Below are 17,108 nucleotides of genomic sequence, written 5' to 3'. Positions count from 1 at the left end.
TTATGAATATAAGCTTTTACAAAAAAGTATATCTGTATTTTTTCAAAATTAGCTGTAGGGCAATCCTGCTTGTACCCCTGATGCTTGCCCTGCTTTTCTGGGATACCTATGCAACTGCTTATCAGGGAACACCTCCTCATACTATCACACTTAAACTGGTAGCGGTTAGCATTCCCCAGGGGCTTACTGCACTCGAAAATAAAGCGGGTTGCGTAATTAATTACAACAAAGCAATTTTTAAACCCAACAGCAGGATCAGCCTGGATGTAAAGGATGTTTCCCTTACAGACGTGCTTAAAATAATTTTAGCTAATACCCATGTCACGTTTAAATTTGCGGACCAGTCAACGATATTGCTGTACAAACTTCCTGTTCCTGTCAAGCCCGGTACCATAGCAGGAAAAGTGCTGGATGAGAAAGGGGAAACCTTACCTGGTGCTTCGGTAAAAGTGATCGGAAGCGACGCAGGAACACAAACAAGCGTTGACGGGACTTATTTGCTGAACCTGCCACCCGGATCCTACGCCCTGGAAGTCAGCTATATATCCTATCAAACACAGCGTATAACCGGAATAGTTGTTAACGAAAACAAAAATACAGCACTTGATGTGACTTTAAAGCCTGCCGCATCGGCCTTGAGAGAAGTTGTCGTTACGGCAAGTTATCAAAAAGCATCGGTCGAAGGATTGCTCGCCAGGCAAAAAAACGCATCGCAGATCAGCAATGGCATCAGCGCCGAGCAATTGGACCGCACACCCGACAGGAACATAGGCGAAAGTCTGAAAAGGATTAGCGGCGTAAGCACTGTTGACAATAAGTTTGTACTGGTACGGGGCATTGGTGAGCGCTACAATACAGCCATGATGGATGGAACGGTATTGCCAAGTACAGAAGCACAAAGCCGCAACTTTTCGTTCGATATGATCCCTGCAGGTTTGGTTGATAACGTGGTTGTCAGCAAAACAGTTACCCCGGATATGAATGCCAGTTTTGGGGGCGGCCTGATCCAGGTGAATACAAAGGATATCCCGGCCGAAAATTTCATGAATTTTACGGCAGGGGCCTCGTATAATGACCAAAGCACAGGTAAAGATTTCCTGAGCCACAAACGCGGGAAGTACGATTACTGGGGTTTTGATGATGGCAGGAGAGATTTCCCCGCAGGGCTGGTACACACCAACAGAAATACTGAGCCTAACCGCGCACTTTCTGACGCAGAGTATCAAAAAAAGGTAGTTGATCAAAGTAAAAGATTGATCAATGACAACTTTACCATGTATAAATATAAAACGGCTCCCTCGCAAAACTATCAGTTCTCGATAGGCCGTTTGTTGGCGTTGGATACTGCCAGGAACAACAAATTTGGTTTTACAGGCGCTATAAGTTACCGTAACACACAAAATATTAATGTTATTGATGATCAATCAAGGGGAGGCTGGTATATTCAGCGACCAGATTTAAATACCGGTTCGGCCTATGTATTTAACACAACCCTGGGGGCATTGCTCAATATGGGTTTGCAACTGGGCAATAACCGCTTTGGCCTGCGCAATACCTATACCCATGTGTATGATAATACCTTAACAAGAATTGCTGGCTACGAGCCGGATAACGGGGCGGGTGACATAGCTGCTGGCAGGCCTCCACGACGGGTTTTAGAGGCCGATGATCCTACCTATACCTCTTTGCTGCAAAATAAACTAAACGGGCAGCACCAAGTGGCAAAATTAAAGATAGAGTGGGACGTAGCCAAAACTTCGGTAAACAGGCAGGAAAAGGACGCTGGTATTGCCACAAGCGGACCTGTTTTGGTCGGTGATCGCTATCAATACTTCTATAACGGGAGTAAACTTACGGAACCCAGGATATCGCAAACCTCGCGTCAGCATGCTGCTAATAAAGAAACTCATTATTCATGGAACCTCTCCGGCACATTGCCTTTCACATTGGCAGGTTTCCGCAGCACCATAAAAACCGGCTATTTCGGCACGCATAAAAAAGCGGAATTTGACTGGCAGATCGCAGCCCTGGCCACAACTGAAAAATATGCGGACAGTTCAGGCTATAAGCCAATTGGACAGTTGATCAGTCCTGGAAATATAGCTTATGATAAATATGTATATGCGATTGATCCTTCCTTTGTAGACAATTATAAAGGCAAAAGCCAGACACACGCGGGCTATGTGATGTTTGATAACCGGCTATTTGATAAGCTGCGGTTAGTGTGGGGCTTAAGGGGCGAATATTATAAATATACCGAGATCAAAGCAGGCGCGATCATTAAGGGAGGTGGTGAGAATATTTTCGCGGTAAAACCTGATAAAAGACGGCAATGGCTTCCATCGGTTAATCTGACCTATAGCCCTATACAGTCGCTAAACATCCGGGGAGCTGTTTCCAGCAGCGTGGTACGGCCCGAGCTGATGGATAATAATCCCTTTTTGAGATATAGCCCCACGCTTGATGCTTTATACGGTAATAAAGGCTTATACAGTACCCGTATCAACAGTTATGACCTTAAAGCGGAATTGTTTCCCGGCCTGGGTGAGATTATTTCGGTGGGCGGTTTTTATAAACGCTTTGATAAGCCCGTAGAGCTGAACGCTATTATGGTAAACGGCAATCCTAATTATTACCTTCAAAACGCGGACTGGGCAAAAGTATACGGCCTGGAATTTGAATTGCGAAAAAACTTCAGCTTTATAGCTGATAATGAGATCTTCAAAAATATAGCAGGGTACGGTAACCTTACCTTTCAAAAATCAACTGTTCAAAATACCTATACCGTAGATCCCGGAGGCGGCAAACCCTACATACAGGTTCCATCCCAACAAAAACGATCGCTGTATGGGCAATCACCTTATTTGTATAATATCGGTCTGCAATATCTTGGCAATCATCTTGGTTTCAACGCGGCTTATAATAAGTCGGGGCGCAAAACCTACATTGTTAGTGACGATCCTACTTTTATTGAATATGAAAGGCCAAGAGAACAACTGGATATTCAGATCAGCTATCGTTTCCTGAAAAATAAGATGGAGGCTAAATTCAACATGGCTAATCTTACCAATAATATATTCAATGTTTATCGTAACACAGCCAGTTATGAGCTTATATCAGGCGATAACAGCGGCGATAAAAGTAAAGCCTATCGCTTAAAAAGCGGATTTAGTAATAATTATGAAAAAGGTGACCAGGTGATGTTTCAGCAGCGTTTTGGACGGACCTTCAGCACATCGCTCACCTACAATTTTTAACAGAACGAATACATTCTGTATGTAGAGATATAATGGTTGAACAAAAAAAGGAGGATAAAACAATTTCCGCTGTGCCATAAAATAAAACGAAGGGCGCTTGTACTGCCCTTCGTTTAAAACCGATTAGCTTGCCCGCTACCGGCACAAACAGGAAAACCTGAAAGTAATATATCAGCCCCCGAAAGGGATACGTGTTTAAACCAAGGGTATAAACATAAGATCGTTGCTGTTGGATTTGGACTGACGGCAAAGATATAATAAAAAATGTATGCCGGAAACATTGAGCTGATCTAATCTCGCAAAGCAGTATAAAGTTTACCGGTATGACCCAAATCCAAAAATGAACCTTAAAAAGTGGGAGCATAAAACAAAAATTACCTCCCTGAAAAACAGAAAAAATGAAAAAATTATCAATAATTACCCTGTGCCTTGCTGCAGGTATTTTCGTATCATCTTGTAAAAAGGAAGCCAAAAACGGCGAAGCATTTGACAATCGCAGTACATCAGCTGCCGATTACAGCGCGTCATCATTGCCGGTTACAACAGTCAGTGGCGATATTACTACCAATACCACCTGGGACGCAAGTCATGTATGGGAAATTAGCGGTGTAGTTACTGTTAGAAGCGGTGCTACCCTGACCATCAATGCCGGTACTTTCATCAAATCAACTGTAAACACTGCTGGTGTTCAAAATGGTGTTTTGGTAATTGCCAAAGGTGCTAAAATCAACGCAGTTGGTACTTCAACAAACCCGATTGTATTCACCAGCCGTTATTTATTGGACGGTAACGCAAGCACTGTTGGTCATCCTGGTGATTTCGGCGGTGTCATCCTGTTAGGTAACGCGAAGATCAACGTTGGTGATAAACTGATCGAAGGTCTGGCTGATGATCCTAAATTCCATTACGGTGGTTCGAACGATGCAGACAACAGCGGTACCCTGCAATATGCCCGTATTGAATATGCTGGTTACGTACTGGCACCAAATGTGGAGGTAAACTCTTTAACTTTAGGTGGCGTCGGTAGCGGAACAACCATTGATCACGTACAGGCTTCATACGGCCTGGATGACGGGTTTGAGTTCTTTGGTGGTAAAGTAAGCCCTAAATACCTGGTTTCATTTGGTAACGATGACGACCAGTTTGACTTTGATAACGGTTTTACAGGTTCTATCCAATACGCCATCGCTGTGGCTGATGCCTACTCTACACACAGTGCCAGCAGTGGTGCAAGTGATTCAAACGGTATCGAATCTGATAATAATGCACCTACTGAAGATGCTACCTTCAGCTTATTACCAAAAACACACCCTACGTTAGCTAATTTTAGTGTTATCGGTACAAAAACTGCTACATTATCGCCGGCTATCACCTCACCAGGCTTTAAATACGGCTTCCGTAACCGTCGTGGTACTGAAGTTACTTTGAGCAACTCATTCTTTACCGGTTATCCTTCCGGTGTTGTCTTTGATGCTGATGCAAGTGCTACACCATCAACCATCAATGGTACCAGTGTTCACGGCTTCAGCGCTGCTATCTCTGTAGCAACCGGCGCTTATTCCAGCACTGTAGCCAATCCTACATCAACAGCTGCCACTGCACCTACCTGGGGCATGAGCCAGCCATTCTACAATGCAGGCGCGGTTAATTTCCTTGCTCCTGGTACAAGCGGTGCATTAACCGTTGGTTCAGGTAACTGGGTTGCCAACTGGACCAAATTTACTTTCTAATATTTTCACCGAATTGTGATTTACCGGGGCATCAGCTGATGTCCCGGTTTTCTTCAAATAATTAACATATGATCAAAATAAAATACCTGCTCCCAATATTATCGTTGTTTTTATTTGCCTGTAAGAAAGAGCAGTTGTTAAATAACAATCCTGTAAAAGCTGTACAACTCAACATTAAAGGGCTGGTGCTGACTGATACACTTGAATTTACACTGAATGATAAAAATATCGGCGAAGCCATCAACAACGAGTTTAAAATTAATGTGTCACTTTTCAATTCCAGGGATCAGATACAGGTCCGCAAAAAAAACGACCATAAGGCTGTCAGTACGATCAGCCTTTCAGAAAATCCCTTTAATCAGACCAAACGGATCTTTTATGACGGTGTGACGTTTTCTGATAATGTCGCTATTACACCTGTTAAAAACCCTGAAAACATGGGCTTTCGTCTCCGGTTCACAACAACTTTTATCGATTTTTACGGAGGTTCTGTAGATGTCGAGTTTTTTGACGAATACATAGACTATGACAAATTTGAGTTTGTTTACAAGCCTTTGAATAAAGTAATTAAGAATGTAAGCGGCGCCTTCAGCGATTTTACAGAACTGCCTCCACTGGAACCCGATCATCAGTATTATTTCAAGGTTTATAAATCCGGAACAAAGGAGTTGCCATATAAGAGCAATGAGCACGTTTTTATAGCCGACCCAGAAAACAACTACGGACAATTTGTGACTTTTGCCAAGGGAGACAGTCAGCTTATTTCGATTATGCCTAACGGCGATGCCAATGCTGTTACAGATTATTATCAAACAGCCGATTTATCAGCTGATTTCAAATAAGAGCGGGTTGGTTTTACCATCGACATTTAAGCAGATCGTCTCTTGGGTGATTTAATCAAATGGATACTTTGTTAATATAATTCCGGATTACGCATTAAAAATGGCAAAAAAAAAGACCGACGTACCACGCCCCGCCTGTTATAACGGGCATCTGTTTATAACAGGATTAATTGTGGCGATTGTAGGCAGTATGTGTTATGCGGTTATTATTGGGCTGTATCTTCAGTTTCGCTATATCAAATGATTTTGAAATAGAAAATGGTGACAATTTTGGGCAGGCTTTTATTAAGCTTTTGAGTAAATAATCGATGCATTGTCCGATCGGAATCCCTAAAATAGTAAAGATCCCACTGGTCGCGCGCTTAATTATTTTAGTTTGTTTTGCCCCGGCGGAGGCTCTTGAAAGTAATAGCCCATCAGGAGGCAGTAGCCGTTTTTTTGACTAAAAAGTTAAAGATTGTCTATTGCCTCTATGATTATATTTAAAGATGAATTCATCGAGATAATATTGCAAGTATCAAACCGATACCATATGGTATCGTTCATGGGTCCGGCCAGGGAAAAGAAAGCTGCGATACAGCTTTGGAAGCCGCATAAGCCGGCAGCAGCGTTTTCCGGTTATTAAAGTTTATCCTGTGTCGTCCATAGAAACATCGCCATCGCCAGCATCGACCCCGGCGCGGTGACCAGCCAGGGCGAAACGATGAACAGCACTAAGGTGGAAAAACGCGGGTAGAAATAGGCAAGCCGTTGGCCAGTAAAAAGCCGCGCAGCCGGCAAGCTTTCCGGTCGCTCTTTTCCAGCGCAAGGCCGCCAAAAACGTGGAACTTCCCATGCAGATAAAACCGAGCGCATCCAGCGTCCAGAAAATGGAATGCGGTTTTACCGTTAAGGTGGTTTCGCGCGGGTCACGCAGCGATTCGGGGATCACCGTCGCCAACTGTACCCAGTACATGAGGATCACGTAAGTAGCATACGGGAGGGTAAATAGGAGCGCCGCATGGCTCCAGAAACGACAGTGCCTGGTCAGATCGCGCATCTTTTCGGTTATTCTTGTCAGGTCATTGGTTCTGCTAACCCTGACCGAGATCACTTTGCCGGTGAACTGAAAGCCGCCTGTGCCACCCAATATGCTGTTATGTTGTACAGCGTCTGCGGGTATAGCCAATGGCAGACCTTCCGATTTCAGGAAATCCAGGATTGGCCTGATGTACGAATCAAATTGCTGGCTTACGATAGAGAGGTGGATCAGCCAGGATTCCGGACCGGTCAGAGCGCCCGAGATCAGATAGGGTGGGGTATGCGAAAATGTAATACCTTGTTCCATGAGGTAAATGGAGTACCCGAGTGCTGCTACTGATCTTTTTTCGTTGACTGATGCTTGTTCCATTTTTAAGAATTGTTTCTTACGAGCAAATGAACAGGGTTTTAGATAGCGAAAACAGTGCGAAAAGGGTGGTAATCCGGCATAAATAAAAATGTAAAATACGTAACATGGAAAGTCGTATTTTTCATTCGAAGGGGTTATTTTCCCCTTCGGACCATCAGCTTAAGCATAAAGTAAAGCAAACGTTTTACCACCCCAAAAAGAAATCTTCAATAGTAGGGCGGAAGCAATCAGCCATCACTTTAGAAAATGTTTTTAAATCAGATCCCATGGTAGAATCAGGCTTGTTCATGATTGCGGAATTCCGGCGCTGTCCTGCCTGGTTTGTCAACCGCCGTTAAACGACAGGCAACAAAAATGAGGCTCGTACATTTGGCTACTGAAAGAAAAGTGTCTGCCGATTTAACGACGACGTAGTAATGAAACTCCAAAAATTGAAATCGATATTTTTCAGATACTCGAAATTATATTTTCAAATAGAACTTAAAATATTTAATACATCGGAAAGAGTTGCGAAATTCCGACAAATCCCCGGAGGGTAAGAGGCTTTTTGTAGGGCAAAAAGACCTCTTGCCGCTGGAAATACAAAGCTAAGATCGATATTAGAAAACCGCAATTCACAAATCTCGAAATGACAATCAGGGAAAAAGTCAAACAAAATTTGGAATTCATAACAATATCTTGCTTAAGCAGTTATTCGAAGTTGGAAAATTCGAATTCAAGGGGGTTAATTGCGGATTTGGATATGGACAAAACACAACGATCCAGATTAAATAGGCCGGTATACATGTAAATGAAAATTATTTTTAAAAATACTTGTGTTATTGACATATATAATTATATATTTGAAATACCAATTTATACTACCGATTAAATACGATCAATTTAATACAACTAATTAGTACTGAAGAGTATTAATTGTACATCTAAACCTTATTATGAAAAGTAATTTTTCGCAGGTAATAACCTGTATTGGCCACGCATTTGATATATCCGTTATTGGTGATAATATCACTGAGGAATTCGAAAAACATCCTGATCGTCCTCGTTTATTGACCATCGCTTAGCCATTTTAATATCCTATGGAACACCGTAACTCAATTAAGGTAATAAGCCTTGTCGTGAAACAATTGGGTATTCCCGTCACCCGGAATAGCATTATTAGTGAATTGCAAAAACATACCGATGCTTCCAGCCTACTTGCTATCAGTGAGGTATTGACCTATTGGAATATCCCCAATGAAGCTTACCAGGTTAGTGTTGAAGAATTAATTGAGACGGAAATACCTTTGCCTTTTATAGCTTGTTTTGCAAAAGGGGAATTTGTTTTAGTAAACCAAAAAGATGAAAGCCAAATCACCATATCGAATGACCATTGGAATAACCATTCATTTAGTATAGACGAATTTAAAAGTCGTTATCAGGGATCTATATTAGCGTTTCAAAAAGATGACTCATCCGGTGAGTATGATTATTCTGCCAAACGCAGGGAAGAAATCATCGAGACCCTACGCATGCCGTTTGTTGTATCAGGACTAATCATTGTTTTTCTCGCTTATTTGTTTTTCAATCAATCCTATCTACAAACTATAAATTGGCATATCGGCATCTTAGCTTTTTTTAAGACGGTAGGCTTATTAGCTTCCATATTGTTACTAATACAAAGCATCGATGCAAATAATCCTCTGATACAAAAATTTTGCGGGGACGATAATAGTAAAAATTGCCATGTCATATTATCATCAAAGGCTGCAAAAGTAACCGAAGAATTGAGTTGGAGCGAAATTGGTTTTTTTTACTATTCAGGTACATTGGTTGCTTTGCTATTTAATGCCGCAAACGCCCACTTAATACAAATATTGGGAATTCTAAATTTACTAAGCTTACCCTATACTTTTTATTCCATTTATTATCAGTGGCGGGTAGCAAAGCAATGGTGTATTTTCTGTTGCACGGTCCAGGCTCTTTTATGGCTGGAGTTTGCTGCTTTTATACCTTATCTATCCAATGGAATTCAGTATCCCGATTTACATACCTTGAGCAATTTGTTTGTCGGAATACTTGTTCCGATCCTTTTATGGGTCTTCATAAAGCCTTACTTGATTAATTCTATGCAATTACAAATGCTTCGACTGGAGTTGTATAGGTATAAATACAATAAAGAATTATTCCAAAATATGCTGCACCGGGAGAATAAGTATGCTTTGCCAACCGAAGAAAATACTATCATGATAGGTAACAAAGAAGCTACCAACGTGATTACGCTGGTATCTAACCCTTTTTGCATTCATTGTACAAAAACACATATGCTTTTGGATAATTTACTTGATTCAAGAGATGATATAAAACTTCAATTGGTTTTTGTTAACAGACTATATCAAAAAGAACTGGACAAAAATGTTATCAGCCACTTTATGACATTAAAGTTTGAAAAGAACGAAATCAGGCTTAAAGAAGCAATAAATGACTGGTATAAACAGGAGAAAAAAAAATATGAATTATGGAAAGAGAAATACCCGGCTATGGGAACTGCGATTGAATCTAACGCACTTTCAGCGCAAAAAGAGTGGTGTAAGATGGTAGAAATTACAAGTACGCCAACGCTGTTCATCAACGGTCGCAGATTACCTTCTGCTTACCAGGCAGAAGATATTAAATATGTTTTGTAAAAGGTGTAAAGAATTTGTTTCGCGAACAAAAAAGTTGCCTGCCTTGGTAAAACAGGATAAGGAAAGCCGCAACCCTAAAATAGAGGCATCAATTTAAAAACAAAAATTTATGAAAAAGTTGGAACTTAAGTTTGGAGACATTAAGGAAATGCTCACCAAAGATCAAATGAAAATGATTAGTGGGGGCTCATGTACATGGTACTGGAGTAGTGCCCCCGGTTGTGCAGGGGCAGTAGGAGTTCACACCAGTATCACAAGTGGTACTCAATCTGGTGCAGATAATAATTGCAATACGAACGATTGTTGCGACAATGTTGATTGTTATTAATTTTTGAGTAAACAACCATGATAACAAAAATCATGGTTGTTTTTTCCGTGAATCTTTTTTTGTAAAAAAATGAACTTTAAACACCTCTCACTACTGTTGTTGTCAATCGTAATACCCGTTATTATTTATGCTCAAAAGCTGCCCGGCATCCAACAAAGCAGCCTGCGCGCTCCGTCGAACGTGAAAATTGACGGGAAATCAACGGAATGGAGCAACAAATTTCAGGCTTATAACCATGCTACAGATATTTTTTATACGATGGCTAACGATGATGATAACTTGTATTTAACTATACAGGCAACGGAACATACCAATATCAATAAAATACTGGGAGGCGGTATCATTCTGACTATTAATCCATCTAATCAAAAAAACATCAAAAATGGCATTAGTATAACTTATCCTTTCCCAGATATGCACAACCGGGTCTGGGTTAATCTAAAATACCAGCCAGCTTCTCAGACGGAAGCCGACTCGATTATGAAGGTAAAAAATACAGATTACGCAAATGCATCCAAACTCATTAAGGTAACCGGAATAAAAAGCATGGACAGCCTTATTTCGGTATATAATCATGATGGCATCAAAGCAGCCGGAGCTTTTAATAATAAATTGTTTTTTACCTATGAGTTGTCTATCAGTTTAAAACAATTGGGACTTGATGCAAATGCGCCTGCAAAATTTACTTATAATATTAAATTGCCGGGCGTAGATATGGCCGCTGTATATAACGCGGCCGGCCAAGCAACAACGTTGGCTGGGGGAGTATATGTTGTCCCCATCGGGCCCCTGCCTGGGGTTAGCGACGAATACATCAAAAATAACCAGCCTTCGTTTCCTGTTAAAGTCCATATAGAGGCTTTTACTTCCTCCACAGATTTTTGGAGTGAATATACTTTAGCAAAAAAGTAAATGGATAAATAATGAATTTTAAACTGATATTGTTTGTTATGGCGCTTAGCATTACTGGTAAGAAAGCTTAAAGTCTCTACATCTTTCAAAAAACAGTCCGCGTGAACCTGCCGGTATGAAAATTAAAAGCAAAACAAATTCAGCGCATTGATGCCCAAGAACGCTTTATACCTGGGTATTCAAACTATAGATTTTTTCGGCAAGTATGCCTTGGCAGAAAACAATAAAATAACTCAAGTCAATTGAAATTTACCTTTTACAAACAGCAAGACAATTTAGATTGCGGCCCAACGTGTTTGCGGATGATTGCGAAGTATTATAATCGCAATTATTCCATTCAAAAATTGAGGGCTTTGTGTTTTACGGGCAGAGGGGGGACAACTTTATGGAACATCAGCGACGCGGCAGAAAAAATAGGCTTACGCTCATTAGGCGTAAGGGTAACTATTGAACAGCTTAAGCAAGTACAACTGCCCTGTATTTTGCATTGGCGTCAAAACCATTATGTTATACTTTATAAAATAGGAGGCACGGCCTACTACATCGCCGATCCGGCCAAAGGGTTGGTTATGCTACAGGAAGAAGAATTTAAATCAAATTGGTTTTCGCACAAAGAGCTTTATGATGGCATCTCACTTTTACTAGGACCAATGCCTTCGTTTTATGAACTTGAAGAAGATAAGCAAAATGAGGTCAAATGGAGTGCCATCCTCCGTTACTATTTCCAATATAAACAACTTTTTTTTCAGTTGATTATTGGACTGGGTGTTGGCACATTAATACAGTTGGTCACCCCGTTTTTTACGCAGGCCCTGGTAGATACAGGCATCAATACCCGTAACCTTAACTTCGTTTATTTGATTTTGATTGCTCAGCTGATGTTTTTTTTGGGAAGTATGAGCATCAATTTCATCAGATCATGGATACTGCTTCACATAAGTGTGCGTATCAATGTTTCTATTTTAACCGATTTTTTGGTAAAACTCATGAAGTTGCCAATCAGCTATTTTGAAACAAAAACTACAGGCGACGTTCTGCAGCGAATGAATGACCAGCAAAAGATAGAAAACTTTTTAACCGGCACCGCATTAACCACCTTGTTTTCATTGCTTAACCTGGTGGTTTTTACCATTGTATTGATTTATTATAATACGCTGATTTTTTTAATTTCTCTTATTAGTACCGTACTCTATGTTTTATGGATAATTCTGTTTTTGAAACGCAGGCGTGACCTTAACTACAGACAGTTCGGCATCGCTTCAAATAATCAAAGCAATGTAATAGAGCTTGTAAATGGTATGCAGGAGATTAAATTGAATAATTGTGAAAAACAAAAACGCTGGCACTGGGAAAATATACAGGCAAGCCTTTACAAATTTAAAATAAAAAATCTTGCCCTAAGCCAGATACAGCAAACCGGATCAGCATTCATAAATCAGGGAAAAAACATACTGATAACATTTATAAGCGTAAAGGCTGTTATTGACGGCAATATTACTTTAGGCGGCATGATGGCTATACAATACATTGTTGGTCAGGTAAGTAACCCTATCGAACAAATGATTGGTTTTATACAGGCGTATCAGGATGCCAAAATTAGCCTGGAACGTTTAAATGAAGTGCACCAGCTAAAAGATGAAGAGCCTGCTGACTGTACGTTTATCAATGAATTGCCCGCTGACAAAAGCATTAGTATTAAAGACCTTACTTTCAGATATCCGGGAGCCGATGCCAATCCCGCCTTGGAAAATATAAATTTAAACATTCCGCAGGGTAAAACTACGGCAATAGTGGGAATGAGCGGTAGCGGTAAAACCACATTGCTGAAATTACTTCTCCGTTTTTATCCGCTCGAAACCGGAAAAATAAAAGTTGGAAAAATACACTTAACCAGCTTAAGCTATAAGATTTGGCGGAGCAGTTGCGGGACCGTAATGCAGGACGGATTTATTTTTGGAGACACTATAGCCAATAATATAGCGGTTGGAGATGATTTTCCGGATTTGGATAAATTAAATAAGGCCATTGAAACAGCGAACCTGAATGATTTTGTAAGCGAGCTGCCTTTTGGTCTCTATACCAAGATTGGAGCAGGCGGACATGGAATAAGTCAGGGCCAAAAACAACGCCTGCTTATCGCCCGTGCTGTTTATAAAAATCCGGCTTACTTATTTTTTGATGAAGCAACGAATGCATTGGACGCAAACAACGAAAAAATAATAATGGACAACCTGAACCAGTTTACTAACGGAAAAACCGTGGTGGTGGTTGCACATCGCTTAAGCACCGTAAGAAATGCTGATAATATTATTGTTATGGATAAGGGCAAAATTATTGAACAAGGTACTCATCGCCAACTAACTGAAATGAGGGGGGAGTATTTTAACCTGGTGAAAAATCAACTTGAATTAGGCATATAATTACATGGCAAAGGAATTATTAAATCAAGAAGAGCCGGTACATGCTGAAGAAATGCAGGATATTATCGGTACACCGCCAATGTGGTTGTATAGGTGGGGAATAAGTCTGGTATTAGCTATCGCAATAATATGTGTGTTCATTTCATCAACTATAAGCTATCCCGAAGCTATTCAAACACAGATAAAAATACATTCGGTAAACTCACCATATAGCTTGTCAATAAAAGATTCGGCGAGATTAATCAAGATATTGGTACAAAATAATAGCTCCGTCAAGAAAGACGATTATTTGGCAGTCCTCGAAAATTCGACCGGCAGAAAGAACCTTAAAGCACCGGTCGATGGGCAATTAATTTATGCGGGGGTGATACATGAAAATGAACAATTACATCCTAATCAGAATGTATTTTTTATAGTTGGTGAGAATAGAGGGTTTTACGGAGAAATGATTGTTTCGCAAAATGATATTTATAAGGTTAAATCAGGGCAAACAGTATTAATTAAACTTAGAAATCCTGTTGATGACCAACGTACGTTGGACGGTGTAATCAGGTATGTTACCGATGATCAAGTAAAAACAGGAGAATATGTTGCAGAGGTGGCTTTTGATAACCATGGAAGCGGATATTTATTATTGAAGAACGGGATGATAGCCGACGCCGAAATTATAACAGCCAAAGCCACTTTATTTCACCGTTTAATTAACAGCTTAATGAGAGGGATAAAATGAAACATATTTTTTTTATCCTTTTTTTAATGGTAGCGACAAATTTGAAGGCGCAACAAATTATCAATAAAGACGCACCGAAGTTGCCTGCGCGGGAGTTTCGCCAGGTTAGCGGGATTGTACAGGACAGTACCGGAACGCCGGTTGCCAGGGCTACGGTCATACTAAAGTCTGCAAAAGATTCGATGGCGACAAGCTCTGATAAAGATGGGATTTTTATATTCGAGAATGTAAGAGAGGCGACATTTTTACTTACCGTATCCGAAGTAGGATTTACAACCAAGGTGAGCCGGTATTTAAATAATGAGGAGACAAAAAAAATTGTACTGGCACCAATAATACTCAAAGATCAATATTATCAGCTTAAACAAGTCAACGTTAACGGAACGCCCACGATTGTTTATAAAACGGACACCGTCCAATACAGGGCCAGCGACTATAAAGTACCCGCTTACTCTACCGTGGATCAGTTACTGAAGAAGATGGAGGGAATGGAGGTTGGAGCAGATGGGACATTGGTACACCAGGGTCAACAAGTGACAAAAGCCAAGCTTAACGGAAAAGTATTTGGAGGGGGAAATGTAGCACAGGCCATCCAGAATTTGCCGGCTTCCATCGTGGATAAAATTCAGATAGTTGATGATTATGGAGATCAGGCTGCCCGGACCGGGATAAAAGATGGCGCCCCTTCAAAAACATTGAACATCACCACCAGGGCCGATAAGTCAATTGGTACTATTGCCCGGATCGTATCGCAAGAAGGAAATCATGGCCGGTATAATGAACAGCTTTCGGTACAGCATATCAATGCCAACCGGGTAATAAATTTAATTGGCAATGTAAGCAGCACTGTCAATGGTGTCGCTTCAACGTCGCCAACAAGTTCCGTGATATCCACTCCCGGAACAACCCGATCCGGATCACCTACCTTTAGTTATACTGATGATTGGGGCAGTAAAATAGTGGCCACTGGCAGTTACGTTTATAATTTTAATAATACTAACTCAATAAGCAATACTTACGGATTTGCAAATTCAAGCAATGGGTTAAGTAATTTCATTAACAATAGCACGGTTAAAAACTCAAGCCGTGGCAATACTGTAAAATTTCAACTGGAGGATAACCTTGATAAATCCAACTATCTCCAAATCAACGCAACATTCAATAATATTAATTCCTCGGCAACCACCAGTACGCTAACAAGTAATTTAAATTATTTTACCACTGGATTTGAACACCCGGTGGTCAACCTCGAAGCAGTCAATTCAACTACCGGTCATGGCTATGGTTTAACAGCACTATTTGTGCATACATTTAAAAAGCCCAAAAGAAACTTTTCTATTCAGGCTGGCTTCACTCAATCAAATAGCCAGATAAAGGGGGATAAAAGCACTGAGTACCGTTATTACCTTGACACAACGCAGAACACGTTGGTAAAGGACTCCTTATCCCATTTAATAATTAACAAAACAAGTAACAGCAAAGTCTATCGTTCCGTTGTTACTTATGTTGAGCCGTTAACGGCCAGGGCGCAACTTGAGTTTACCGGACAAATAAGAAACGCAGTTTATGACAATAAAGCGATATCGGATACGGTGTTGGCGAATGGTCAGTTACAGGAACTCACCCGGTTGGAGAATACTTATCATTTTTCGTTTACAGAAACAAGGGCCACGGTTGATTACCGGTATAGCGGCCGAAAGAGCAATTTATCCCTGGGGGCTACATTTGTACCTACCGCACTATCAGGCACACAGGTAGACAATAATACGGCCAATAATGTTTCTACCTCCCGATTGGATTTTAGGATCATACCCGTATTCAGGTATTCATACTCCTGGTCAACTTCCGAAAGATTTCAAATAGCGTATTCCGGTATCAACACCGAGCCGGAGTTTCAACAAATACAGCCTTTTATAGACAGATCGGATCCCAATAACATTATTATAGGCAACCCCAACCTTAAGCCTACCTTTACCCATAGCGTTACGGCCAGTTACAACAAATATTTCCCCAATGACAAGTTTAATATTTCTTTTAATGTAGACGGAAGATTATATGATAATCAGGTAGCGACCAATATTGTGCAGATCACAGCACCCATTTCGGCGACATTAAATAAAACCATCAATGAAATTAATTATGTTAATATAAACGGCGACAAGGCAATAACAGGCGGCTACTCAATTTCAAAACAATTAAATGATCGGAACTATTATCTTGGGTTAAACGGAAGCATTACTTATGGCTATTTCAATGCGGTAAGCAATAGTATATCCTACCATACATCCCAATGGGATTTTAATGAAAGGTTTGGCCCTCAGATAAGTTTAAATGATAATAAGTTTATAATAAGCCCTTACATAGGTTATGAGGTCAACAGGTCATTCACCAACACATTAAATGCAACTTCAAACACCATTCAAACCACCAAATTGGCGATTGATGGTCAGATCTATTTACCAAGAAATTTTCAGTTACATTATAATGCCATCAAGAATTACATATCGGGCTTTACAAATTATAAACAAAACCCGCTGGTAATTAATGCCGGTTTTGAAAAGCGATTTTCAATGCGGACACAGAGTTTGGCACTCACCTTTGATGTATTCGATCTATTACACCAGAACAATTTTTTACAGCAATCGGTTACGCCGCAGTCCACAACTTACACACAGTCAAATACTTTAAGTCGATATTTTTTGGTGGGGCTAAAATTAAATCTGCAAAAATGGGGGGGGACGCCGATGCATAACGGCCAGCCGTTGAAACGCAGGGGAGACGGGAGCTTTATTCATTAACCGGCTAAATAATGACTTAGAACATTTACACAACT

General features: G+C 40.5%; 10 protein-coding genes. 9 read left to right on the top strand and 1 reads right to left on the bottom strand.

What is annotated here, in order from left to right:
* The first annotated feature begins 2 nt into the window (after window positions 1–2).
* The 3 genes from IEX80_RS04115 to IEX80_RS04105 all read left to right on the top strand — a co-directional run bounded on the left by IEX80_RS04115 (window position 3) and on the right by IEX80_RS04105 (window position 5,829).
* Window positions 3–3,257 (top strand): TonB-dependent receptor, encoded by a 3,255-nt coding sequence (locus IEX80_RS04115; RefSeq protein WP_188831993.1) that lies wholly within the window; start codon window positions 3–5, stop codon window positions 3,255–3,257.
* 398 nt (window positions 3,258–3,655) lie between these two features.
* Complete coding sequence (locus IEX80_RS04110; RefSeq protein WP_090525818.1) at window positions 3,656–4,987, top strand: beta-helix domain-containing protein; 1,332 nt, start codon at window positions 3,656–3,658, stop codon at window positions 4,985–4,987.
* Window positions 4,988–5,055: 68 nt separating this feature from the next.
* Window positions 5,056–5,829 (top strand): hypothetical protein, encoded by a 774-nt coding sequence (locus IEX80_RS04105; protein WP_188831992.1) that lies wholly within the window; start codon window positions 5,056–5,058, stop codon window positions 5,827–5,829.
* Window positions 5,830–6,457: 628 nt separating this feature from the next.
* On the opposite strand, the gene IEX80_RS04100 is transcribed toward IEX80_RS04105, so the two are convergent.
* Window positions 6,458–7,219: a hypothetical protein gene (locus tag IEX80_RS04100; RefSeq protein ID WP_188831991.1), complete on the bottom strand. Its 762-nt coding sequence runs from the start codon at window positions 7,217–7,219 to the stop codon at window positions 6,458–6,460.
* 104 nt (window positions 7,220–7,323) lie between these two features.
* Between IEX80_RS04100 and IEX80_RS04095 the strand changes: the two genes are divergently transcribed.
* The 6 genes from IEX80_RS04095 (at window position 7,324) to IEX80_RS04070 (ending at window position 17,073) form a co-directional block, all read left to right on the top strand.
* Window positions 7,324–7,557 carry a hypothetical protein gene (locus IEX80_RS04095; RefSeq protein ID WP_188831990.1) on the top strand — a complete coding sequence of 78 codons (234 nt, stop codon included), beginning with the start codon at window positions 7,324–7,326 and terminating at the stop codon, window positions 7,555–7,557.
* 741 nt (window positions 7,558–8,298) lie between these two features.
* On the top strand, window positions 8,299–9,885 hold the full coding sequence (locus tag IEX80_RS04090; protein WP_188831989.1) for a vitamin K epoxide reductase family protein: 1,587 nt from the start codon (window positions 8,299–8,301) through the stop codon (window positions 9,883–9,885).
* Window positions 9,886–10,282: 397 nt separating this feature from the next.
* Entirely contained in the window at window positions 10,283–11,125 is an 843-nt protein-coding gene (locus IEX80_RS04085; RefSeq protein ID WP_188831988.1) for a hypothetical protein, read from the top strand.
* A 242-nt stretch (window positions 11,126–11,367) separates the two neighbouring features.
* Window positions 11,368–13,545, top strand: a complete 2,178-nt coding sequence (locus tag IEX80_RS04080; RefSeq protein WP_090525811.1) for a peptidase domain-containing ABC transporter — start codon at window positions 11,368–11,370, stop codon at window positions 13,543–13,545.
* A gap of 4 nt (window positions 13,546–13,549) precedes the next feature.
* Complete coding sequence (locus IEX80_RS04075) at window positions 13,550–14,275, top strand: hypothetical protein (RefSeq protein WP_188831987.1); 726 nt, start codon at window positions 13,550–13,552, stop codon at window positions 14,273–14,275.
* Window positions 14,272–17,073: a TonB-dependent receptor gene (locus IEX80_RS04070; protein ID WP_188831986.1), complete on the top strand. Its 2,802-nt coding sequence runs from the start codon at window positions 14,272–14,274 to the stop codon at window positions 17,071–17,073. The genes IEX80_RS04075 and IEX80_RS04070 overlap by 4 nt, the downstream gene beginning before the upstream one ends.
* Window positions 17,074–17,108: the final 35 nt, after the last annotated feature.

The organism is Mucilaginibacter rubeus (genome assembly GCF_014643835.1).
GTDB classification, from domain to species: Bacteria; Bacteroidota; Bacteroidia; order Sphingobacteriales; family Sphingobacteriaceae; genus Mucilaginibacter; species Mucilaginibacter rubeus.
Note: the sequence above shows the minus strand (reverse complement) of the source record. Positions and strands in the feature narration are given on the sequence as shown.